Source organism: Novilysobacter antarcticus, assembly GCF_019802285.1.
GTDB lineage: Bacteria > Pseudomonadota > Gammaproteobacteria > Xanthomonadales > Xanthomonadaceae > Novilysobacter > Novilysobacter antarcticus.
On record NZ_JAIEUJ010000002.1, the window covers coordinates 220,005 to 242,688 of the forward strand.

Annotated in this window: 18 protein-coding genes; 14 read left to right on the forward strand and 4 right to left on the reverse strand. The window is 65.3% G+C overall.

The genetic code is table 11. The features are described 5' to 3' along the window. Window positions 1–2: 2 nt before the first annotated feature. The 3 genes from dapD to map are packed head-to-tail and all read right to left on the reverse strand — an operon-like array spanning window position 3 to window position 4,299. On the reverse strand, window positions 3–869 hold the full coding sequence (gene dapD / locus KZ491_RS05765; protein ID WP_222564926.1) for a 2,3,4,5-tetrahydropyridine-2,6-dicarboxylate N-succinyltransferase: 867 nt from the start codon (window positions 867–869) through the stop codon (window positions 3–5). Then, on the reverse strand, window positions 866–3,526 hold the full coding sequence (gene glnD, locus KZ491_RS05770) for a [protein-PII] uridylyltransferase (protein WP_246606587.1): 2,661 nt from the start codon (window positions 3,524–3,526) through the stop codon (window positions 866–868). The genes dapD and glnD overlap by 4 nt, the downstream gene beginning before the upstream one ends. Next, on the reverse strand, window positions 3,523–4,299 hold the full coding sequence (map, locus tag KZ491_RS05775) for a type I methionyl aminopeptidase (protein WP_222564927.1): 777 nt from the start codon (window positions 4,297–4,299) through the stop codon (window positions 3,523–3,525). Before map ends, glnD begins: the two co-directional genes overlap by 4 nt. A 342-nt stretch (window positions 4,300–4,641) precedes the next feature. Here map and rpsB point away from each other — a divergent pair, with 342 nt between their 5' ends. Both rpsB and tsf read left to right on the forward strand, forming a co-directional pair. Further along, window positions 4,642–5,490 carry a 30S ribosomal protein S2 gene (rpsB, locus tag KZ491_RS05780; RefSeq protein ID WP_222564928.1) on the forward strand — a complete coding sequence of 283 codons (849 nt, stop codon included), beginning with the start codon at window positions 4,642–4,644 and terminating at the stop codon, window positions 5,488–5,490. Between the two features lie 138 nt (window positions 5,491–5,628). Next, window positions 5,629–6,498 carry a translation elongation factor Ts gene (gene tsf, locus KZ491_RS05785; RefSeq protein ID WP_222564929.1) on the forward strand — a complete coding sequence of 290 codons (870 nt, stop codon included), beginning with the start codon at window positions 5,629–5,631 and terminating at the stop codon, window positions 6,496–6,498. 150 nt (window positions 6,499–6,648) lie between these two features. On the opposite strand, the gene KZ491_RS05790 is transcribed toward tsf, so the two are convergent. Continuing rightward, window positions 6,649–9,741: a TonB-dependent receptor gene (locus KZ491_RS05790; RefSeq protein ID WP_222564930.1), complete on the reverse strand. Its 3,093-nt coding sequence runs from the start codon at window positions 9,739–9,741 to the stop codon at window positions 6,649–6,651. Between the two features lie 260 nt (window positions 9,742–10,001). On the opposite strand from KZ491_RS05790, the gene pyrH reads away from it, so the two are divergent. From pyrH to lpxB, 12 genes are all read left to right on the forward strand, one after another. Then, entirely contained in the window at window positions 10,002–10,727 is a 726-nt protein-coding gene (gene pyrH, locus KZ491_RS05795; RefSeq protein ID WP_222564931.1) for a UMP kinase, read from the forward strand. A 32-nt stretch (window positions 10,728–10,759) separates the two neighbouring features. Further along, window positions 10,760–11,671 carry a cation diffusion facilitator family transporter gene (locus tag KZ491_RS05800; protein WP_222564932.1) on the forward strand — a complete coding sequence of 304 codons (912 nt, stop codon included), beginning with the start codon at window positions 10,760–10,762 and terminating at the stop codon, window positions 11,669–11,671. An 85-nt stretch (window positions 11,672–11,756) separates the two neighbouring features. Continuing rightward, window positions 11,757–12,314 carry a ribosome recycling factor gene (gene frr, locus KZ491_RS05805; protein ID WP_222564933.1) on the forward strand — a complete coding sequence of 186 codons (558 nt, stop codon included), beginning with the start codon at window positions 11,757–11,759 and terminating at the stop codon, window positions 12,312–12,314. A 20-nt stretch (window positions 12,315–12,334) separates the two neighbouring features. Then, window positions 12,335–13,093 carry a polyprenyl diphosphate synthase gene (gene uppS, locus KZ491_RS05810; protein WP_222564934.1) on the forward strand — a complete coding sequence of 253 codons (759 nt, stop codon included), beginning with the start codon at window positions 12,335–12,337 and terminating at the stop codon, window positions 13,091–13,093. Beyond that, window positions 13,090–13,953 (forward strand): phosphatidate cytidylyltransferase, encoded by an 864-nt coding sequence (locus KZ491_RS05815; RefSeq protein ID WP_222564935.1) that lies wholly within the window; start codon window positions 13,090–13,092, stop codon window positions 13,951–13,953. Before uppS ends, KZ491_RS05815 begins: the two co-directional genes overlap by 4 nt. Continuing rightward, complete coding sequence (locus KZ491_RS05820; protein ID WP_222564936.1) at window positions 13,953–15,182, forward strand: 1-deoxy-D-xylulose-5-phosphate reductoisomerase; 1,230 nt, start codon at window positions 13,953–13,955, stop codon at window positions 15,180–15,182. Before KZ491_RS05815 ends, KZ491_RS05820 begins: the two co-directional genes overlap by 1 nt. Window positions 15,183–15,212: 30 nt before the next feature. After that, entirely contained in the window at window positions 15,213–16,637 is a 1,425-nt protein-coding gene (rseP, locus tag KZ491_RS05825) for an RIP metalloprotease RseP (protein WP_222564937.1), read from the forward strand. Window positions 16,638–16,743: 106 nt separating this feature from the next. Continuing rightward, window positions 16,744–19,197 (forward strand): outer membrane protein assembly factor BamA, encoded by a 2,454-nt coding sequence (gene bamA / locus KZ491_RS05830; RefSeq protein ID WP_222564938.1) that lies wholly within the window; start codon window positions 16,744–16,746, stop codon window positions 19,195–19,197. 17 nt (window positions 19,198–19,214) lie between these two features. Next, on the forward strand, window positions 19,215–20,243 hold the full coding sequence (gene lpxD / locus KZ491_RS05835; protein WP_222564939.1) for a UDP-3-O-(3-hydroxymyristoyl)glucosamine N-acyltransferase: 1,029 nt from the start codon (window positions 19,215–19,217) through the stop codon (window positions 20,241–20,243). Then, complete coding sequence (gene fabZ, locus KZ491_RS05840) at window positions 20,240–20,701, forward strand: 3-hydroxyacyl-ACP dehydratase FabZ (RefSeq protein ID WP_043958928.1); 462 nt, start codon at window positions 20,240–20,242, stop codon at window positions 20,699–20,701. Before lpxD ends, fabZ begins: the two co-directional genes overlap by 4 nt. Then, window positions 20,698–21,483: an acyl-ACP--UDP-N-acetylglucosamine O-acyltransferase gene (gene lpxA, locus KZ491_RS05845; RefSeq protein WP_222564940.1), complete on the forward strand. Its 786-nt coding sequence runs from the start codon at window positions 20,698–20,700 to the stop codon at window positions 21,481–21,483. Before fabZ ends, lpxA begins: the two co-directional genes overlap by 4 nt. Next, complete coding sequence (lpxB, locus tag KZ491_RS05850) at window positions 21,480–22,682, forward strand: lipid-A-disaccharide synthase (RefSeq protein ID WP_222564941.1); 1,203 nt, start codon at window positions 21,480–21,482, stop codon at window positions 22,680–22,682. The genes lpxA and lpxB overlap by 4 nt, the downstream gene beginning before the upstream one ends. Window positions 22,683–22,684 lie beyond the last annotated feature (2 nt).

Genomic DNA, 22,684 nt, shown 5'->3' on the forward strand with positions numbered 1-22,684 from the left:
CCTCAGTCGGCCAGCCCGCGCAGCAGGTCGTTGATGCTGGTCTTGGAGCGGGTCCGCTCATCCACCTGCTTGACGATCACCGCGCAGTACAGGGAGTGCGAGCCGTCCGCCGCCGGCAACTGCCCGGAGACCACGACGCTGTAGGGCGGCACGCTGCCGTAGCTGACCTCGCCGGTGGCGCGGTTGTAGACGCGGGTGCTCTGGCCAAGGAACACGCCCATGCCGATCACGCTGTGATGGCCGACCACGAAGCCCTCGACCACCTCCGATCGCGCGCCGATGAAGCAGTGGTCCTCGATGATCGTGGGCGTGGCCTGCAGCGGCTCCAGCACGCCGCCGATACCGGCGCCGCCGGACAGGTGGCAGTGCTTGCCGATCTGCGCGCAGGAACCGACGGTCGCCCAGGTGTCCACCATGGTCCCCTCGCCCACGTAGGCACCGATGTTGACGAAGCTGGGCATCAGCACCACGTCGCGGCCGATATGGGCGCCGCGACGGACGATCGCACCGGGCACAACGCGCGCACCAACCTCGCGGAACGCGGCCTCGTCGAAGTCGCCGAAACGCGCCGGGATCTTGTCCCAGAACGGTGCAGGCCGGCCATCGATGACGCCCATCTCCTGGGTGCGGAAGTACAGCAACACCGCCTTCTTGAGCCATTCATTGACCTTCCAGCCATCGCTGCCGTCCGGCTCGGCCACGCGCAGCTCGCCCGACTCGATGCCGGCAATGGCGCGCTCGACCATCGGCGTGACGGAGCCGGCAAGTTCTTCAGGGGCAAGGGTTTCGCGCCGCTCGAACGCGTCTTCGATCACGGCTTGAAGCTCGTCGGTGCTGGCGGGGTTCTGGGCAGTGTTGCTGGGGGTCACAACGGTTCTCCTTCAAGACAGGCAAGCAATGCGGTGCTCAGTGCCTGTTGGCGGTCCGCATCCAATGGCCGGCTGTGGCCGCTGGAATCGGTAGCGGTGATCTGGAAGACGTCCTCGGCGCGGGCGCCAAAGGTGGCGATCCGCGCGTCGTGGACGCGCATGTGCTGGTTGCGCAGGATCTGCGCGACATCGGCGAGCAAGCCGGGGCGATCGGTGCACACCAGGCTCAGGGTGGTCCGCCCCTCGCCGGCATCGTCGAAACCGATCTTGGGTGCGATGCGGAAGTGTCGCAGGTGCCGCGGCTGGGTGCGCTTGGCCGGGCGGATGTCGTCCAGCGGGCCGTCCAGCGCGAGCGACAGACGCTCTTCGACGTCGGCCGCAACCGGGGCGCGACGCGAATCACCGGGGATCACTTCAAAGGTGTCGAAAATGGTGCCATTGGGGCCGTCCAGCACCCGCGCCTGCTGGATCTCCAGGCCGCAGCGGTCGAGCACGGCAACGATCGCGGCGAACAGACCGTCGCGATCCAGCGAGTGCACGAACACTTCCAGCGCGCCGGTGTCGGCGGCGACCGGGCGCACGCGCACCGTGGTCCGTCCCGGCTCAAGCCCATGCAGCGCGGCCGCCTGCCAGGCGAGCTGGTAGGGCCGGCCGCGCTGGAACCCGGCCTCGGGCATGCGCAGGAACAGTTCGGCGATTGTCGCCTCATCCATGCCCTGGGCGGCCAGCAGGCCTTCCACCGCCTGCCGCGTCTCGGCGATGTGCTCGGCGACCGCGACCGGATTTTCCAGCCCGCGCCGCAGGGCCAGCCGCGTCGCGGTGTAGAGGTCGGCCATCAGCCGGTTCTTCCACGCGTTCCACAGCTTGGGCGAGGTGCCGGCGATGTCCGCGCAGGTCAGCAGATAGAGATGGTCCAGCCGTTCGCGATCCTCGACCAACGTGGCAAAACGGTGAATCACGTCCGGGTCGGCGATGTCCTGCTTCTGCGCGGTGATCGACATCAGCAGGTGTTTGCGCACCAGCCATTCCACCAGCGCCGTGTCCGCCTCACCCAGGCCGATGGTGATGCAGAACACGCGCGCATCCTCGGCGCCCAGCTCGGAGTGGTCCCCGCCGCGGCCCTTGCCGATGTCGTGGAACAGTCCGGCCAGCAACAGCAGCTCGGGTTTGCGCAGCCGCGGCCAGATCTCGTGGGCCAGCGCGAAACGCTCACTGGACTCACTGCGGGCGAAGGAGGCGATGTTCTTCAACACGGCCAGGGTGTGCTGGTCGACCGTGTAAACGTGGAACAGGTCGAACTGCATCCGCCCGGACACCTTCAGGAACGCCGGGATCCAGCGTCCGAGCACGCCCAGCCGCGCCATCCGGGTCAGCGTGCGCACCGGCTGCGGGCCACGCAGCAGGCGCAGGAACTGCTGGTGCAACTCCGGCGTCGCGCTGGCAAAGTCAGGCAGGCCCGGCAACGCTTCGGCGAGCGCGCGTGCGGTATGGGAATGCAGCCCGCTCAGTTCACCGCGCGCCGCCCAGGTCGAGAACAGGGCGAAGACCTCGCCGGGATCGCGCGGCCAGTCCGGATCGCGCGCGGCCAGATAGCCCCGGCGCAGCTCGAACAGTTCGTCCAGCGGTTCCGGTTCGGCCTCGCCTTCCAGCTGCTCCTCAAAGCGTTGCAGCAACCGCTCTCCGATGCGCAGCACCAGCGAGGCGTTGCGGTAAAAGCCCTGCATCATCTGCTCGACGGCCAGGGTTCCGCCGACGTCCTCGAAGCCAAGACGGGCGGCGAGCAGCTTCTGGTAATCGAATCGCAGTCGCTCTTCGCGCTTGCCGGCCACCAGATGCAGGCCATAGCGAAGCCGGGCCAGCGCACGGCGCTCACGCTCCAGCGTCGCCACCTCGTCGGCACCCATCTGACCGAATGCCACCAGCGACTCCATGTCCGCGGTACCGATGATGCGCAGCGCCATCCAGTTGAGGGTCTGCACGTCGCGCAAACCGCCCGGGCCTTCCTTCAGGTTGGGCTCGAGGTTGTCGGCGGTGTCGTCAAAGCGCGCATGCCGCTCACGCAGCTCCAGCCGCTTGGCCTCGAAGAACTGTTGCGGCGGCCACACCAGGCGCGGCGACACCGCGCCCTGCAATTCCCGCCGCTCGTGCTCGTTGGCCATCAACGGCCGCGCTTCCAGCAAGGCGGTCAGTACCGTGATGTCCTCGATGGATGCCTGGGTGCACTGCTCCAGCGAGCGCACCGCGTGGCCGACCGGCAGCCCGCAGTCCCACAACAGGGCGAACAGGCGCGCCAGGTCCTCGGCGTGGGCCTGCGATTCGGCCGGTTCGGCGAGCACCAGCAGGTCGATGTCCGATTGCGGATAGAGCTCGCCGCGCCCGTAGCCACCGACAGCAAACAGCGCCAGTTCGGCGCCCGCGGGAATGCAGCGTTGCCAGGCGGCCTGGACGACTGCGTCGACCTCCGCGGCGCGCTCGGCCAGCAGACGGTCGATCTCGGCATCCGAATCAAAGCGGCTGGCGAATGCCGCATCCGCACGGGCAAGATGCTCACGCGCGTGCGCCGCCCAGTCCGCATCCTGGCCGACTTCGGCCCGGTCCGGCCCGTCAGTCACTCCCGGGAACGATGCCCGGTTGTCCCCGGGACCAGGAGGCTTCATAGGTCGTTGTCGTCACCCGGCAGGCGGGTGAGGATCTCCACGCCGTCGTCGGTGACCACCACGGTGTGTTCCCACTGGGCCGACAGCGAGCGGTCCTTGGTGACCACCGTCCAGCCGTCCGGCAGCACGCGGGTGTGGCGCTTGCCGGCATTTATCATCGGCTCGATGGTGAACGTCATACCCGGTTTCAAGACCAGCCCTTCGCCGGCATTACCGTAGTGCAGGACCTGCGGTTCGTCGTGGTAGACCTTGCCGATGCCGTGGCCGCAGTACTCGCGCACCACGCTGAAGCGCTCGCTCTCGGCGTACTGCTGGATCGCGTGACCCACGTCGCCCAGTGTCGCGCCCGGGCGGACCGCGCGGATGCCGCGGAACATCGCCTCGCGGGTGACTTCCACCAGACGCTTGGCCAGTACCGACGGAGTGCCGACGTAGTACATGCGGCTGGTGTCGCCGTGCCAGCCGTCCTTGATCACGGTCACGTCGATGTTGACGATATCGCCGTCCTTGAGAACCTTCGACTCGGCCGGTATCCCGTGGCAGATGACATTGTTAACCGAGGTGCACACGGCCTTGGGGAAGCCCTTGTAACCGACGTTGGCCGGGATCGCGCCCTGCACCTTGACGATATGGTCATGACAGATCCGATCGAGCTCTTCAGTGGTCACACCCGGCTTCACGTGCGGGGCGACGATCTGGAGCACTTCGGCGGCCAGTCGGCCGGCGATACGCATCTTCTCGATTTCTGCGGGGGTTTTGAGGTTGATAGGCATCTATCCATTATCGCCGATTTGGCGTTGCCCTGAAGCCCCGCCATCCGCGAGGCAATGCACTCGCCGCCCGCTGACGTGGGAGTGCCTTGGATTGCGGCCCTGAAAAGGCTCGCGTACAATTGAGCGGCTGGGTGGATCAATCACCTGCGTCCACGCCGGACGACACCGGCGAATACACACCTGCTGCCAAAGCCCGTGCCGGGGTGCTTCAAGGCCACAAGCCGCGAAGTTCGGTCACGGAAGCAGCGGGGAAGCCTAACCCCGGAATCCTTGGCGCCGGCCTTGCCGGTGCAGTCGCCCCAACCCTTTGGCGGCCGGATTCCCCTATCGGAGTTGCACCCCATGCCTCAGATCACCATGCGCCAGATGCTGGAAGCCGGCGTCCATTTCGGCCACCAGACGCGTTACTGGAACCCCAAGATGGGTCCGTACATCTTCGGCGCGCGCGGCAAGATCCACATCATCAACCTGGAGAAGACCGTCCCGTTGTTCAACGACGCGATGAACTTCATCTCCAGCATTGCGCAGAAGCGCGGCATCGTCCTGTTCCTGGGCACCAAGCGCAGTGCGCGTGAGTCGATCAAGGAAGAAGCCGAGCGTTGCGGCATGCCCTACATGAACCAGCGTTGGCTGGGCGGCACGCTGACCAACTTCGCCACGGTGAAGAAGTCGGTCGGCCGTCTGAAGGAGCTGGAAGCTGCCGAAACCGATGGCACCTTCGAGAAGCTGGTCAAGCACGAAGTGCTTAACCTGCAGCGCGAGCGCGACAAGAAGATGGCCTCCCTGGGCGGCATCAAGGAAATGAACCGCCTCCCGGACGCGATCTTCGTGATCGACATCGGCCATGAGGACATCGCGATCAAGGAAGCCAAGAAGCTCGGCATTCCGGTCATCGCCGTGGTCGACACCAACTACGACCCGACCCTGGTTGATTACGCGATCCCGGGCAACGACGACGCGATCCGCGCCGTGCAGCTCTACGCCCGTGCCGCCGCCGACGCGGTGCTGGAAGGCAAGGCCGCTGCGCCGTCCGCCGCCAGCGTTCGCGAAGAGGACTTCGCCGAGGCCGATACCGGCAAGGCGCCGCGCCGCGCACCGGCCAAGAAGGCCGCCAAGGCTGACGAGACCGACGAGAATGTCACCGCCGAGCAAGTGAAGCCGGCTGCAGACACGGCAGCCAAGGCCGAGTAAGCACGAGCCGCGCCGCCGCCTTTGCGCAGCGGCGCGGCCCCTTTCAAGCACGATCGGCCCGGACGCACTGCTGGCTTTACGGCTGCAGCGTCAACCGCAAGCCCGCTCGTGCAACCCCCGAACACCCGAGGTAATCCCATGGCAGAAATAACCGCATCCCAGGTCAAGGAGCTGCGCGAGCGCACCGGCGCCGGCATGATGGAGTGCAAGAAGGCACTCGTGGCCAACGACGGTGACGTCCAGGCGGCCGCCGAATGGCTGCGCAAGCAGGGCCTGGCCAAGGCCGACAAGAAGGCCGACCGCATCGCCGCCGAAGGCCGCGTTGTCGCCGCCCAAGCTGACGGCAAGGCTGTATTGGTCGAGATCAACTCCGAGACCGACTTCGTCGCCAAAGACGACAACTTCCTCAACTTCACCGACGCCGTTGCCCAGGCTGCCCTTGATGCGGCCGACATCGAGGCGCTGAAGAGCACCAAGCTGGCCTCCGGCGACACGGTCGAAGAAGCCCGCGCCGCCATTGTCGCCAAGGTCGGCGAGAACTTGCAGGTGCGTCGCATGGCCCGCATCGACAGCGCCAACACCGTGGCCGCGTACGTCCACGGCGGCCGGATCGGCGTGCTGGTCGAGATCAAGGGCGGCGACGCCGACCTCGCGCGCGGCCTTGCGATGCACGTTGCCGCGATGAACCCTCCGCATATCTCCCCGGCGCATGTGCCTGCCGAGTTCATCGCCAAGGAGAAGGAAATCGCCCTGGCCCAGGTCAAGGACACCGGCAAGCCGGCCGAGATCCTGGAAAAGATGATCGCCGGCAAGCTGGCCAAGACCGTCAACGAGCTGTGCCTGACCGGCCAGCCGTATGTGCTTGACACCAACCAGAGCGTCGAGCAGGTGCTCAAGGCCGCTGGCGCCGAAGTCATCAGCTTTGCCCGCCTCGCTGTTGGCGAGGGCATCGAAAAGCAGGCCGACGACTTCGCGTCCGAAGTGATGAAGCAGGCCGGTCTGGCGTAACGCCAAACCTGCTGCAAGTGTAGAAAAAGCCGCGGAGTGATCCGCGGCTTTTTTGTTGCATTGCCAACTGTACCGCTGGATGGGAATCAACCGAGAACGGAAGACCGCCGACATAAATTTCCCGGCGGTCTTCCCAGCTCACGTTCTTACTTAGAAATCATACCGGGCAGTGAAACGGATCTGCCTGGGCGAGGTGAAATTGATCTCCTGACCGTAGAACTCGTCGCGGGTGTTGCGATCCCTTGCATACCGCGAGTAGTACGAAGTTGGAACTTGCTGGTTGAACACGTTCATCACGTCAGCCTGCAGTGTGAGCTTGTCGTTTGCCCATGCCGGCATGTACGCGACATTCAAGTTGAATGTATAGGTCCAAGGCGTCTTGCCATGCGATCCCCGCGGGGAGTAGGCGTAATCTGGTGACGGCGGAGTATAACCAGCCGTACCGGGTTCCGTACCGCTGCCAGGAAGACCGCAGTAGTAATAGTACGAACCGTTGTATAGCCCCGGATCAGCAGACGGATAGTAGCTGGTGCAGTTACGCGGACGCCCGGAGCTCACGATGCCCGTAACGCCCATGCGCCATTCCGGCGTGAACTGGTAGTAACCAAAGCCCTTCAGCTGGTGGGCGCGGTGGTTTGGCAGATAACCGTTCGCACCGACCATGAGCTGAGGCAGGTCCCAGTCCTGCGTCTGACCCACATCTTCCTGGCCACCGGAACCGGTGTCGAGGTCCGATGCAAGCTGACCCTCGGTGTTACCCCAGTTCTTGGAGAACGTGTATTCCAACTTTCCGTACCAGTTGTTGCTGAAGCGGTGCTCGCCGTAGAAGTCGATGGCGTAGTACTTACGCTTCAGGTCCGGGAAGCCAAGCTCTTCCTTGGAATAGTAGACATCCTTGAACGACCCGTCAGCCTGCTCTTCCTGGAACGTATTGCCAACGCCAGGGTTGAACAGGAAGCAGGAACCGCCCAGCGCGGGTGCACACGTGTCATCAATTGCGCTGCGCAATTCACGATAGGTACCCTTTACACCCCAGTTGTAGGTCGAGTTCAACTCGTGCTGCATGCCGAGGATGTATTCGTCCTGGTAATGGGACTTCATGTTCTTGGCCGCGACGGTGCGCGGATCGGGCGACTCTCCGCACTCGAGGTTCGAGGAGATGGCAGTGCCGCTTCCCGGACAGGTATAACCGAGGCTGGCATCGACAGGCACATTCACCAGGCCAGTTGGCGCGCCGGTACGCGGATCGGTGCCCGTGTAGGTGAAGTATTCCTGCGTGTAAAGCGATCCGGCCGCGCCGCGAACTGACACGTTATTTGGAAGCGCGAGGTGATAGCGGCCCGCGTTGGCGAACAGCTTCAGTGACGAGTCGCCGTTGACGTCCCAGCTCGCGCCGAACCGCGGGGCGAGCTGGTGCCGCTGACTCACGTAAGCAATGCCGTCGCCGTTGTAGTTGGTGAATTGCTCGTTGCGCAGTCCCAACGAGAGAAGTACGTTATCGCTCACCTGCCAGCGGTCTTCGATGTACTGGGCACTCTGCTTGACCTCCACATCAGCTAGTTGAGTGTAGTACTGCCTGCGGGCGAAATAGCCCTTGTTTGACCCGGGAACGCCGAGTCCAGAGCCACCGGCAGAAGCCGGGCTCCCAACACCGTGCGAGGGATCGATAGGCGCGTTCTTGTCGGCGGTCTGCTGGAACACCCAGACGAAACCTCCGGCGTACTCACTTCCCAGAACGGAATGAGCGGTACTGTCGTCGTAACCGACGCGCAGGGAGTGCGAGCCGAGCCGGTATTCAAGATCAAAACGGCCTCCCTTCGTCTCGTCAAATGCCCCGGCCAGATTGTTGTTTGCGGCAAACTGGCAAGTCCGGTTATAGATAATGCCAGGCATCTGATTGTTCGCCGAGGTGTTTCCGGACAAACGTGGGCAAGAGGCATCGTAGCCCCACGGGTTATCCGAATGCTCGATCTTCTGCTTGCCGTACATCAGACTGAGAGTCAAGGCATCAGTCAGATAGCCGGTGTACTTGCCGATGTAGAGATCGCTTTTATCGGATCTGTTAGAACCGCCTGCCTGGATGTCGTTGTGCCTGAAGTCGTCATAGCTGAAGCCGGTCAACTTGCTGTGGTAATCCTCCTGGTCGTGGACTGCGGTGAACTCGAGGATATGGTCGTCGTTGATATTCCAGTCAACCTTGCCCATCCAGCGCGGCATCCGATATTTGTAGTCGGAGTAACCGCTGGCGGAATTGGGGTTGGTAATGGCGGAACCGACACTGTTGCCCTGCTGCTTGTTCACTTCACCGGACGCATAGAAGAATAGCCGGTCCTGGACGATGGGACCGCCCACATAAGCACCCAGCGTCGACGTCCATAATTCGTTCTGGTCACGGTAGGCATACAACTTGCCGTCGGTGGCGGGGAAAGCACCCGTGTTGGGATACATCTGGTCGCGCGGCGAGGCGCGCAGCGACTTCGGCGCCCAGGTCATGATGCCACCGGCCCGCCATTCGTTGGTGCCGCGCTTGGTGGTCAGGTTGATCACGCCGCCAGTGGAGCGACCAAATTCCGCCCCGTATCCGCCGGTCAACACCTGCATCTGGTCAATGCCATCAAATGGCAGGGTAGTGAACCCAATGCTGGTCAACGGATTGGTGACAGCATAGCCGTTGATATAGTAAGCATTCTCAGAGGAAGCGCTTCCACCAAAACTCGGCGCACCGTAACTGGTATTGTTGACGACGCTGGGGGCGAGCAACGCAACTCCCGCGACGCTGCGCGGAACCGGAAGTTTCTCAAGATCCTCGGCAAAAAATACGCTGCGCGTATCGACGGAGGAGACGTCCAGCGCCGCGATGCTGGTAGCAGTTACCTTGACGCCTTCAAGTGTGGTTGCTTCGGCCGAAGGACCCGACGAGAAAGACACTTCCGTGCCTCCCGCGATACTCACCACGACGTTTTCGCGGGATGACACGGTCGCCCCGTTGTCGACCAATCTCACTTCGTAACGACCAGTCGGCAAAGAAGCGGCGCGATAGCGACCGTTGCTGTCAACGGTGATCGTTCGTTCGAAGCCCGTATCCACGTTGCGAACGACAACGGTGGCGCCAGGGGTTGCGGGAGCAACACCGAAGATCGCTCCAGTGACGTTGGATTGCGCTTGAACCCCGGAAACAAAGCACAGGCCGAGCGCAACCGTTAGCGCGCTGCGCCGCAAGGTACGGTGGATGGATGGATTCAACAATTGACTGCTCCCTAAGACAACGATGGTAGATGGCCCCCGTTGGGCGTCCCGACTATGGATCGGCTAAGGGTTCCTTAACAACATGTTAATGCATGGAGGCTTCGAAAATGTGACGCCCGTCACATGTGCGCTGGCGCGTTCGTATTTTCTCCTAGATTGCTCGGGATGCCATGTGGTCGGGCCGCCGCTCGATGCTCCGGAGGAAGCTGCCCCGTTCCCGTACAATTGCCCCGCTTACCTATTCATACGAGGTCCTCATGTCCCAGCTCGCCTACCGCCGCATCCTGTTGAAGTTGTCCGGCGAGGCGTTGATGGGCAACGAGGACTACGGCATTGACCCGCTGGTGATCCATCGGCTGGCGCGCGAGGTGATGGAAGCCCAGGACGCGGGCGCCGAAGTGGCGCTGGTGATCGGTGGCGGCAATATCTTCCGCGGCGCCGGGCTTGCTGCTGGCGGGATGGACCGGGTAACCGGCGATCAGATGGGCATGCTCGCCACGGTGATCAACGCGCTCGCCATGCAGGACGCGTTGGAGAAGCTGGGCGCGAAGGCGCGGGTGATGAGCGCCATCAAGATCAACGATGTCTGCGAGGACTACATCCGTCGCCGCGCGATCCGCCATCTGGAAAAAGGCCGGCTGGTGATCTTCGCCGCGGGAGTGGGTGCGCCGTTCTTCACGACCGACTCGGGCGCCGCCCTGCGGGCGATCGAGATCGGCGCCGACCTGCTTCTGAAAGCCACCAAGGTCGACGGTGTGTACGACAAGGACCCCAACAAGTATCCCGACGCGGTGCGCTACGACCGGCTGACGTACGACGACGTGATCACGCGCAACTTGCAGGTGATGGATACCGCGGCTTTCGCGCTCGCCCGCGACAGCGACCTGCCGCTGCGCATCTTCGACATGAGCCAGCCGGGTGAGCTGTTGAAAATCCTCCGCGGCGAGGACATCGGCACGCTGGTCCAGGGCCGGAGCGAATAGTGTCCGCTGCGGCGGCATGGCACGATTGAGCCATGCATTCCGAACCGCATCAGCACGCCCTCCCCCACGCCACCCGCGCCTTCGCGGTGGTCACCTTGGCCAATCTGGCCTACACGGTCATTGAGGCCGGCTACGGCTTCCACACCAACTCCCTGGCGCTGCTGTCGGATGCGCTGCACAACCTGGGTGACGTGTTCGGGCTGGCGCTTGCGTGGGGCGCGGCCGTACTTGCGCGGCGTCCGCCGACGGAGCGCCACACATTCGGTTGGCGACGCGCGACCCTGCTATCGCCGCTGGCGAACGCCGTGCTGCTGGTAGGGTTCGCCGGCGCCCTGGGGTGGGAGGCGATCCGGCGATTCGGCGCGCCGCCGTCGATCCCCGGCCTTTCGATCATGGCGGTTGCCGCAGTCGGCATCGTGGTGAACCTGGGCGGCGCATGGATGATGCGCGATGGTCACGAGCACGATCTCAACCGGCGCGGTGCATTCCTCCACTTGCTTGCCGATGCCGCGATCTCGGTCGCCGCGGTGGGCGCGGGCGCAGGCATCTGGTGGTTGGGATGGAACTGGCTGGACCCGGTGATCTCATTGCTGGTCAGCGTGGTAGTCGCCCTGACCGCGTTCGGCTTGCTGCGCGAGAGTTTCAACGCGGCGATGGACGCGGTGCCGCGCACGGTAGACCAAGCGGCGGTGGCTGCGTACATCAACAGCCAGCCGGGAGTCGTGGACGTCCACCACCTGCACATCTGGTCGCTGGGGACCGGCGAGATCGCGATGACCGCTCACGTGGTCCGTCCGGCCGACAGCGCGGACCACGACGAGTTCCTGGACCGACTGCACCGGAAGCTGGACGAGAGGTTCGGCATCAATCACCCGACCCTGCAGATCGAGCACGGCACTTCCTGCGAGCACGACGAGCACAACCGCGCCCTCCACTCCCACTGACGTCGCCCGCCCACCCGGATCACGAGGGCTGCCGCGGCCGCGGTTCGCTATACTTCGCCGATTACCGCAAAGACCGGAACCGGCGATGTTGAATGAGATCACGAAAGACGCGCAGGCCCGCATGGGCAAAAGTATCGAGTCGCTGCGCCAGGCGATGAGCAAGGTACGCACCGGCCGTGCCTCCACCTCCCTGGTCGACCACCTGAAGGTGAACTACTACGGCTCCGAGATGCCGCTGGCGCAGGTGGCAAGCATTGCCGTCAACGACGCGCGCTCGCTGACCATCACGCCGTGGGAGAAGCCGATGGTGGCCGCAGTCGAGAGGGCCATCATCAACTCGGACCTGGGCTTGACCCCCAATACCGCCGGCACGGTGATTCGGATCAACCTGCCCGCCCTGACCGAGGAGCGCCGCCGCGACCTGGCCAAAGTGGTCAATGCCGAAGGCGAGGACGCCAAGGTTGCGATTCGCAACATCCGTCGCGACGCCAACCAGCAGGTCAAGGAACTGCTGAAGGAAAAGGAGGCCAGCGAGGACGACGCGCGCCGGGTCGAGGACGAGATCCAGAAGATCACCGACGCCGCGATCAAGGACGTCGACGAGGTGGTCAAGGCCAAGGAACAGGAGCTGATGTCGGTTTGACGGCCCGGCCCGTCGCCACCATGGCAGCTACCGAACCGTCCAGTCCCGCCATCCCGCGCCACCTGGCCATCATCATGGATGGCAACGGGCGTTGGGCGGAGCGCCGCCACCGGCCGCGCATCATCGGTCACCGGGCCGGGGCGCGCGCGGTCAATGTCTGCATCGACTTCTGCATCCTCAAGGGCATCCAGGCGCTGACCCTGTTTGCCTTCTCCAGCGAAAACTGGGGGCGGCCGGAGAGTGAGGTGGGTGCGCTGATGAAGCTGTTCATGAACGCGCTGGAACGTGAGGTCGACGAACTCGACCGCCGCAACGTGCGGATCCGCTTCATCGGCCAGCGCGAGCGCTTCACCCCTGCGATCGTCGCCCGGATGGCGTCCGCCGAATTGCAGACCGCCTCCAACACCGGCCTGCAGCTGTCGATAGCCGCGAGCTACGGTGGCCGCTGGGACATCACGCAGGCAGCGCACGCGCTGGCTGCCGATGTCGCAGCCGGACAACTCCGGCTCGAAGACATCGACGAGGACGCCATGGCGAACCGCATGACGCTCGCCGACGTGCCGGCACCGGACCTTTTCATCCGCACCGGCGGGGAGATGCGCATCAGCAACTTCCTGCTGTGGCAAATGGCCTACACCGAACTGTGGTTCACCGAGGCATTGTGGCCGGAGCTCGATGCGGCAACACTGCAGCGAGCGCTCGACCATTACGGTTCCCGCGAACGCCGTTTCGGGCTCACCGGTGCGCAGGTCGCCCCCATCCAAGAGAGCTCCGAATGACCCGTATCCGCCTTATCGCCGCCCTGGTGATGGCTCCGGCCGCCATTGCGGCGATCCTCTTGCTTCCCACCGCCTGGCTGGTGGCGCTGGCCGCTGTGGTGTTCCTGCTGGGCCTGTGGGAATGGTTTGACCTGGCCGACATCGATGAGACGCTGGCCAAGACGGTCCTGTTGCTGGCACACGTTGCGTTGATGGTGGCGCTGGTCTGGGCATCCAGATCCGGCTCGGGCTTCAGCTTCGCGCTCTTCGAGTTGGCAACGCTGGTCGGCGTGGTCTGGTGGCTGCTCGCGCTGGTGTGGCTGGGCCGTTACCAGTTCGGCAGCGACCACACCACCTATGCGCGCGTGTTCAAGCTGGCTGCTGGCGCTTTGGCGATCATTCCCGCCTGGTGCGCCCTGGGCTGGCTGCACGCCAGTGATCCCAGCGTCAGCGTGGTCGGGTCGATTCCCAAGGGGCACTTCTGGTTGCTGACGGCGTTGATGATGGTCTGGGCGGCCGACAGCGGTGCTTACTTCGTCGGTCGCCAGTTCGGCCGGCACAAGCTGTCGCCCAGAATCAGCCCCAACAAGACCGTCGAGGGACTGCTCGGTGGACTGGTGGCGGGCGTGGCGATGGCCCTGGCCATCTCGCTGCTGGCCGGCGCCGAACGCAGCCAGCTGCCGGCCATTGCCCTGGTGGCAACGGTGGCGACCTTGTTCTCGGTGGCAGGCGACCTGTTTGAAAGCCTGCTCAAGCGCCACGCCGGAGTGAAAGACTCCGGCACCCTGATACCGGGGCACGGTGGCGTACTGGATCGGCTGGATGGGGTGCTCGCCGCCCTGCCCGCTTTTGCCTTGGGCAAAGGCCTGATGGGATTTTGATGAACGCGGTTGCTACCCCCTCGGACTCGATCCGCCACGATATCGCGGTACTGGGCGCCACCGGCTCCATCGGCAGCTCCGCCCTGGACGTCATCGCGCGGCACCCGCAGCGCCTGCGTGCGACCGTGCTCGGCGCCGGCCAGAACGTCGATGCGTTGATCGAGTTGTGTCGGGTGCACCGGCCGCTGCACGCGGTGATCGCCGACCCGGACGGCTTCACGGCGCTGCGCGACGGTCTGGCGGCGGCCGGACTCACGACACGGGCGCACGCCGGCGCCGACGCGGTCAGCGAGCTGGCCGCCGGGGACCACTGCGACACCGTGGTCGCTGCCATCGTTGGCGCGGCGGGCCTGCCCTCGACGCTGGCAGCGGCACGTGCAGGCAAACGTCTGTTGCTGGCCAACAAGGAGTCGCTGGTGCTTGCCGGTGAGCTGCTGATGGCGGCCGCGCGCGAGGGCGGCGCCACGATCGTGCCGATCGACAGTGAGCACAACGCGATTTTCCAGTGCCTGCCTGCTGCGACCCGGTTGACCGCAGGGGAATCCCGCGCCGGCCTGGCGCGGATCATCCTCACCGCCTCGGGTGGCCCCTTCCGCGGCCGCTCCCGTAGTTCGCTGGCGGACGTTTCGGTCGAGGAAGCCATCAAGCATCCCAAGTGGTCGATGGGCCCGAAGATCTCAGTGGACTCGGCGACCCTGATGAACAAGGGTCTGGAAGTGATCGAGGCGCACCACCTGTTCGGCTTGCCGGGCGATCGGATCGATGTGCTGGTTCATCCGCAGAGCCTGGTCCACTCGATGGTGGAATTCATCGACGGCTCCACATTGGCCCAACTGGGACTGCCGGACATGCGAACGGCGCTCGCGGTTGGCCTGGGCTGGCCCGACCGGGTCGAGTCCGGCGTATCGGGCCTCGACCTGCTGACGCAGGGCGGCCGGCTGGATTTCGAAAAGCCCGACCTGGAGGCGTTTCCCGGCCTGAAACTGGCCTATGCCGCCCTTGCGGCCGGTGGCACCGCGCCCGCGGTATTGAACGCGGCCAATGAAGTCGCGGTCGCCGCTTTCCTGGAGCGTCGGATCGGCTTCCTGTCCATTCCTGCGCTGGTTGCGGAGACCCTTGCCGCCCTGCCCGCGATCCCCGCCGACTCGTTGGAAGCGCTCCAGGACATCGATCAACGTGCCCGCCGTTACGCCGTTCAGGGGCTGGCCGCCCATCGGATGCCAGCATGAGCGCCTTGATCCTGATTGCAGATTCCGCCCATGGCTGAGCTGATCGGTTCCGTCTGGTGGTTGCTGGTCAGCCTCGGCCTGTTGGTGACCTTCCACGAGTTCGGCCATTACTGGGTGGCGCGCCGCTGCGGAGTCAAGGTCCTGCGCTTCTCCGTGGGCTTCGGCAAACCGCTTTTCATGCGGCGCGGCAAGGACGGCACCGAGTACGTGGTCGCCGCCATCCCGCTGGGTGGCTACGTCAAGATGCTCGATGAGCGTGCGCTGATCGAAGACATGCCGGCAGCGGGGAGCACCGGCGAGCCAGGCGACGCCACCAGCACCGCCGCATCACTGACCGAAGCCGACCGCGCCGGCGCGTTCAACCGCCAGTCGGTCTGGAAGCGGATCGCGATCGTGATTGCCGGTCCGCTCGCCAACCTGCTGCTATGCGTGCTGCTGCTGTGGGCAATGTTCGTCATCGGCCGCCCGGATTACGCGCCCGTGCTCGGCCAGGCCACCGGCATTGCGGCGGATGCCGGGCTGCACCGGGGGGATACGATCACTGCGGTCGGGGACCGCCAGACGCCCACCTGGAGCGAAGTCCAGATGGCGCTGATTCCGTCCGCGCTGGATCGCATTGACGTCCAGCTGCAGGTGCTGGACGTGAATGGCAACACTGGCACCCGGCGCCTCCCGCTGTCGCGCCTGCCGGCCGACTTCGACGAACGCCGGGCGGTCGACGCGATCGGCCTGGTGCCGCGCCATCATTCGCTGCCCGCCGTGGTCGGCCAGGTGGCTCCGGACACCGCGGCCTGGGGTGTGCTCGCCGAAGGCGACCGCATCAGCGCGATTGACGGCCACTCGGTGCAGGAGTGGTCCGACCTTGGGCCGCTGGTGCAGGGCCTGGGCGAGCGCGGCGGTCCAGGCATGGTCGAGGTGATTCGCGACGATGAGCGCCTCGCGCTGGAACTCCAGCCCACCCGCGTCACACCTGAGGGTGCAGACAGTTATTGGGCCATCGGGATCTCGCCGGCGCGCCCTGAGCAGCCCGCCATGGACGCGGAGTTGCGCTACGGCCCGATCGTTGCCGTGCCCGCCGCGCTGCGCGAAACCGCGCACCAGGCCGGCCAGTTGTTCTCGATGATCGGCCGCGCCTTCAGTGGCCGCGTGGAGGTGCGCAACACGGTCGCCGGACCCATCACCATCGCCCGCGCGGCCAATGCCTATGCCGGCCAGGGCGCTGCATGGTTCCTGTCGTTGCTGGCGATGCTGTCGTTGAGCCTCGGCATACTGAACCTCCTGCCAATCCCGCTCTTGGACGGCGGACACCTGCTGTATTACCTTATCGAGTTGGTCAAAGGCAGCCCGGTGAGCGAGCGCACGATGGCCTATGGCCAATACATCGGCCTGATGCTCATCGCCGCGCTCATGGGCCTGGCGTTCTACAACGACATCGTGAACAACCTGCTGCACTGATGCCGCCTGCCCTGCCTGCCACTGCCGACACCCGTTCACCCTATTTCGCCGCCTCCACGGGCACCTGCCCCGGCGAGTGCCGCAAGTTCCCCAACCGGACGTGACAATGACGCGACCCATCCCCCGCCGCCTGCTGGTTCTGGCCCTTGCTTCGGCGCTTTCCACGGTTCCCGCGTTGAGCGCGATTGCGCAGCAGCAGCCGGCGATCGCCGCACCGGTCGGCCCGTTCACCGTCAGTGACATCCGCGTGGACGGCCTGCAGCGGATTTCCGCGGGCACCGTATTCACGTATCTGCCGGTGGAGCGTGGCGACACGATGGACCAGGCCGCGGCGGGCGACGCCATCCGCGCGCTCTACAAGACCGGGTTCTTCGAGGACGTCCGCATCGGCCACCAAGGCGACATCCTGGTGGTCACCGTGACCGAGCGTCCGGCAATCAACAAGCTGACCCTGACCGGCAACAAGGACATCAAGACCGAGGACCTGATGAAAGGCCTCAACGACATCGGTCTGACCGAAGGCAACACCTTCGATCGCCTGAGCCTTGACCGCGTGACCCAGGAACTGACCCGCCAGTACAACAACCGCGGCAAGTACAACGTCAAGGTGACCCCGTCGGTGGCGGCGCTGCCGCGCAACCGCGTCGACGTGACCATCGCCGTCGAAGAAGGCAAGGCGGCAAAGATCCAGCACATCAACCTGATCGGCAACGAGCTGTTTGACGACAAGGAGATCACCGGCGGCTGGGAGTCGGGCGTCCACAACTGGCTGAGCTGGTACCGCCGCGATGATCAGTACTCGCGCGAGAAGCTCTCCGGCGACCTGGAAAAACTCAACAACTTTTACCTCGACCGCGGCTACGTCGACTTCAACATCGACTCCACCCAGGTTTCCATCAGTCCCGACCTGCAGGACATGTTCATCACCGCAGGCGTGACCGAAGGCGAGCAATACAAGATCTCCAGTGTCGAGATCACCGGCGACACCGTGCTGCCCAAGGAAGACATCGAGAAGATGGTGCTGGTCAAAGCCGACCAGGTGTTCTCTCGCAGCCTGCTTGAGATCAGCTCCGACGCGATCACCGCGACGCTGGGCAACATCGGCTACGCCTTCGCCCAGGTGAACCCGATTCCGGACGTGAACCGGGAAGATAAAACCGTCGCGATCGCAATGCAGGTGGTCCCGGGGCCGCGCGTCAACGTGCGCCGGATCAGCTTCAAGGGCAATACCCGTACCGCCGATGAAGTGCTGCGCCGCCAGATGCGCCAGTTTGAAGGCGCCTGGTATTCGCAGGCCGCGATCGACCGCTCGAAGATCCGCGTCCAGGGTCTGGGCTACTTCGACAAGGTGGACGTGGAAACGGTTCCCGTGCCGGGCACCAGTGACCAGGTCGATGTGGTCTACAACGTCAACGAGGTCGCCGCCGGCAGCTTCGTGTTCGGTCTGGGCTATTCGCAGCTGACCGGCCTGAGCACCCAGATCCAGGTGTCGCAGAACAACTTCCTCGGCAGCGGCAACCGGATCGCCGTGCAGGCGCAGCGCAACGATTACCTGCAGCGCTACGATTTCTCCTTCACCGATCCCTACTTCACCGACAACGGCGTCTCGCTGGGCTACAACCTCCGCTGGAGCGAGTTCAACAACTCCAACTTCAACACCGCGCGCTACTCGTCCACCAGCGGCATGGGGCAGGTTGTACTCGGGGTGCCCATCACCGAGACCGACAGCTTCACCACGCTGCTGGGCATCGACAGCAACCAGATCTTCGCCTACCGCGGCTCCACGCCGGAATCCATCGTCGACTACATCGACGCGATCGGCCAGCGCACCTTCCACGCCTGGCGGGGCGAGATCGGCTGGGCGCGCAACACGCTCAACAGCGCACTGACGCCGACCCGTGGCTTGTCGCAGCGCCTGTGGCTGGAAGCGACCCTGCCCGGCTCGACGGTCGAGTACTACAAGCTCAACTACAGCCTGTCGCATTTCTGGCCGCTGTCGCGCCACTTGGTGCTCAACACCCGCGCCGAGCTCGGCTACGGCGACAGCTACGGCGACGCCTCGGTGCGCAACATCTGCTACACCGCGCCCACCCAGGCCAATCCGAATCCGGTGCAGACCGAGAATTGCGATCCCAGCTCGGCTGACTACGTCAAGACCGTCACCGCCGACGGCCTCCCGTTCTTCGAGAACTTCTACGCCGGTGGTACGCGCTCGGTCCGCGGCTTCAAGGACAACACCCTTGGCCCGCGCGAGGCTGCGCTTTACAGCAGCTACCTGCAGCCGATCGGCGGCGCGGTGAAGACGGTCGGCTCGGTGGAGATGATCTTCCCGACCCTGATCGACAGCACGGCGGCGCGCATCTCCGCGTTCCTGGACTTCGGTAACGTATTCGCCAGCACCGACGATTTTGATGCGGGCGAGCTGCGAGCCTCCACCGGTCTGGCGCTGATGTGGCGATCGCCGATGGGCCCGATCACGATCAGCTATGCGTTCCCGGTCAAGAAGGAAGACGGCGACCAGCTGGAGCGCCTGCAGTTCACGTTCGGCGGCTCGTTCTGACGGCGGACCCGGCCGTCATGACCTCACCTGCCCCGACCGTGGCCGAGCTGGCCGAGCGATTCACGCTCGGCGTGCGCGGCGACGCGACTGCACTCATCCATGGTGTCGGCACTCTGGCCCACGCGGGCGAGGGGCAGCTCGCTTTCCTGGCCAATCCCAGGTATCGCAGCCAGCTGGAGGGCTCGAAGGCCGCCGCGGTGGTGATGCGCGCAGCCGATGCGGAGGGCTACGCCGGCACGGCGCTGGTCGCCGAGGATCCGTACACGGCGTTCGCAAAGATTGCCGCGACATTCGAAGTGCCGCCCGCGCGCGAGCCCGGGGTGCACCCCATGTCTGACATCCATCCCGACGCCGTCATCGACTCTGCGGCGCACGTCGGTGCCTTCAGCAGCATCGGCGCGGGCAGCCGCGTCGAGGCCGGCGCGTTCATCGGCCCGGGCTGCATCGTCGGTGAGGACTGCATGGTGGGCGCCGGCAGCGAACTGCTGGCACGCGTCACCCTGGTGACCCGGGTCCGGCTGGGCGAGCGAGTGCGCATCCATCCCGGCGCGGTGATCGGCGCCGACGGCTTCGGCCTGGCGATGGATGCGGGACGCTGGATCAAGGTGCCACAGCTGGGCGGCGTGGTGATCGGCGATGACTGCGAGATCGGTGCCAACACCTGCATCGACCGCGGCGCGATCGAGGACACCGTGCTGGAAGAGGACGTGCGCCTGGACAACCTCATCCAGGTTGGCCACAACGTCCGCATCGGCGCGCACACCGCCATGGCCGGCTGCGTGGCCATCGCCGGCAGCGCCCGGATCGGTCGCTATTGCATGATCGCCGGCGGTGCCGGCATCGCCGGGCACCTTGAAATCTGCGACCGGGTGGTGGTGACCGCAATGAGCCTGGTGAGCAGTTCGATCCGCGAGCCCGGAGAATACTCGTCCGGCACCGGGCTGATGGACAATCGCAGCTGGCGCAGGAACGCCGCGCGATTCCGGCAGCTCGACAGGATGGCGCGCCAGTTGCGCGACCAGGAACTTAAGGACGACACGCAATGACCGATGCACTCAAACTCCCGATCGATGTTCCGGGTATCCAGGCGCTGCTGCCGCACCGCTACCCGTTCCTGCTGGTCGACCGGGTGACGGAGCTGGATCCGAACAAACGCATCCTCGCCTACAAGAACGTCACCAACAACGAGCCGTTCTTCAACGGCCACTTCCCCGGTCAGCCGGTGATGCCCGGCGTGCTGGTGATCGAGGCGCTGGCCCAGGCCGGCGGTCTCCTCACCCAACTCTCGCTGGGCGGGACCTTCGAGAACAAGCTCTTCTATCTGGTCAAGATCGACGGTGCGCGGTTCTCCCGCATGGTTGTCCCCGGCGATCGCCTCGATCTGGAAGTGATCCTCAAGCGGACCATCCGCAACATGGCGCTGTACCAGGGCATCGCCCGGGTCGACGGCGAGCAGGCCGCCTGCGCCGACATCCTGTGTGCCGAGGTCGTCAACAAGCCATGAGCGCGGCGGTCATCCACCCCAGCGCGATCGTCGAAGCCGGGGCACGGCTCGCCGATGGTGTGACGGTGGGCGCCTTCAGCTACATCGGTGCGGACGTGGAGATCGGCGCCAATACGGAAATCGGGCCGCACTGCAGCGTGCACGGACCGGCCCGGATCGGCCGCGACAACCGCTTCATCGGCCACGCTGCCATTGGTGGCGAGCCGCAGGACAAGAAGTACGCCGGCGAGCGCGTCGAGCTGGTCATGGGCGAGCGCAACACGGTTCGCGAGTTCGTCACCATCAACCGCGGCACCCAGGGCGGCGGCGGTGCCACCCGCATTGGCGATGACAACTGGCTGCTCGCCTACACCCACATCGCCCACGACTGCGTGATCGGCAACGACTGCGTGTTTTCCAACAACGCGACCCTTGCTGGCCACGTCATCGTTGGCGACCACGTGATCCTCAGCGGGTTCGCCGGCGTCCACCAGTTCTGCCGGATCGGCGCGCACGCGTTCATCGGCATGGGCGCGTTCGTCAACGGTGACGTGCCGCCGTTCGTGATGGTGGCCCAGGAAGGCTACAGCCGGCCGCGCGGGATCAACAACGAAGGCCTGAAGCGGCGCGGCTTCGACGCCGAGCGCATCGCCATGATCAAGCGGGCCTACCGCGCCCTTTACGTGGCCGGCCACACGCTGGAGGAGGCCCAGGCCCGCCTGCGCGAGATGGCGGGCGACAGCGACGATGTTCGCCAGCTGCTGGACTTCATCGACAGCAGCGATCGGCCCCTGCTGCGGTGAGCGACAGCCGTGCCGTGGCGGAGATCTTCAACGAGCTCCCCCCGACCCGACCCAAACGCATTGCCCTGGTGGCCGGAGAAGCGTCCGGCGACCTGCTCGGCGCGGACTTGATCGAGCAGCTCCGCCTGCGCTGGCCGGGCGCGGAATTTGTCGGGGTCGGCGGTCCGGCGATGCGCGATGCTGGCATGGAAACCTGGTTCGATGCCTCCGAGCTCGCGGTGATGGGCCTGTCGGAGGTACTGCGCCACCTGCCACGCCTGCTCCGCCTGCGGCGGGAACTGCGCGAACGCGTGCTGGGGTGGCAGCCCGACGTGTTCATTGGTATCGACGCACCGGACTTCAATCTGGGCGTGGAGAAGTGGCTGAAGCAGCGCGGTGTGCGCACCGTGCACTACGTCAGCCCGTCGGTATGGGCTTGGCGCGAGAAACGCGCGGCCCGGATCGGTGAGAGCGCCGATCTGGTGCTGTGCCTGTTTCCGATGGAGCCGGCGATCTACGCCAGGCACGACGTGGACGCGCGCTTCGTCGGCCATCCGCTTGCCGACACAATGCCGCTGGTTCCCGACCGCGATGCGGCGCGGGCGACGCTCGGACTGGATCCCCAACGACCCGTGCTCGCCCTGTTGCCGGGGTCACGGGTCGGCGAGATCCAGCGTCTGGGTGCCGACTTCATCGGCGCTGCGGCACGCGTGCTTGCCGCCGAACCGGCGCTGCAGGTGGTCGCGCCGATGGCCGGACCGCAGGCACGCGACGCATTCGCGACCGCCCTGGCCCGCCACCCGGACGCAACTGCGCTTTCGCGTGCGCTGAGCGTGGTGGACGGACAGTCACGCACCGCGATGGTCGCCAGCGACGTGATCCTGCTGGCGTCCGGCACCGCGACGCTGGAGGCGATGCTGGCGAAACGACCGATGGTCGTCGCCTACCGGGTTTCCGCGTTCACGTATTTATTGGTGAAAACCCTGGGCATGCTCAAGGTCGATCATTACGCGCTGCCCAACGTGCTCGCAGGGGAAGAGGTCGTGCCCGAGCTGATGCAGGACGAATGCCGCCCGGAGGCGTTGGCAGATGCGTGCCTGGCATGGCTGCGCGGCGCCGACACCCGCGGCCTGCAATTGCGCTTCCTCGCCCTGCACGATTCGCTGCGCCGCGGCGCCTCCGCGCAGGCTGCACAGGCGATCGTCGAGCTCGTATCCTGAGC

Coding starts and splice junctions, on each gene's coding strand:
- glnD (WP_246606587.1), bottom strand. CDS start 3,526: ATGAAGCCTCCTGGTCCCGGGGACAACCGGGCATCGTTCCCGGGAGTG.
- map (WP_222564927.1), bottom strand. CDS start 4,299: ATGCCTATCAACCTCAAAACCCCCGCAGAAATCGAGAAGATGCGTATC.
- rpsB (WP_222564928.1), top strand. CDS start 4,642: ATGCCTCAGATCACCATGCGCCAGATGCTGGAAGCCGGCGTCCATTTC.
- tsf (WP_222564929.1), top strand. CDS start 5,629: ATGGCAGAAATAACCGCATCCCAGGTCAAGGAGCTGCGCGAGCGCACC.
- pyrH (WP_222564931.1), top strand. CDS start 10,002: ATGTCCCAGCTCGCCTACCGCCGCATCCTGTTGAAGTTGTCCGGCGAG.
- KZ491_RS05800 (WP_222564932.1), top strand. CDS start 10,760: ATGCATTCCGAACCGCATCAGCACGCCCTCCCCCACGCCACCCGCGCC.
- frr (WP_222564933.1), top strand. CDS start 11,757: ATGTTGAATGAGATCACGAAAGACGCGCAGGCCCGCATGGGCAAAAGT.
- uppS (WP_222564934.1), top strand. CDS start 12,335: ATGGCAGCTACCGAACCGTCCAGTCCCGCCATCCCGCGCCACCTGGCC.
- KZ491_RS05815 (WP_222564935.1), top strand. CDS start 13,090: ATGACCCGTATCCGCCTTATCGCCGCCCTGGTGATGGCTCCGGCCGCC.
- KZ491_RS05820 (WP_222564936.1), top strand. CDS start 13,953: ATGAACGCGGTTGCTACCCCCTCGGACTCGATCCGCCACGATATCGCG.
- rseP (WP_222564937.1), top strand. CDS start 15,213: ATGGCTGAGCTGATCGGTTCCGTCTGGTGGTTGCTGGTCAGCCTCGGC.
- bamA (WP_222564938.1), top strand. CDS start 16,744: ATGACGCGACCCATCCCCCGCCGCCTGCTGGTTCTGGCCCTTGCTTCG.
- lpxD (WP_222564939.1), top strand. CDS start 19,215: ATGACCTCACCTGCCCCGACCGTGGCCGAGCTGGCCGAGCGATTCACG.
- fabZ (WP_043958928.1), top strand. CDS start 20,240: ATGACCGATGCACTCAAACTCCCGATCGATGTTCCGGGTATCCAGGCG.
- lpxA (WP_222564940.1), top strand. CDS start 20,698: ATGAGCGCGGCGGTCATCCACCCCAGCGCGATCGTCGAAGCCGGGGCA.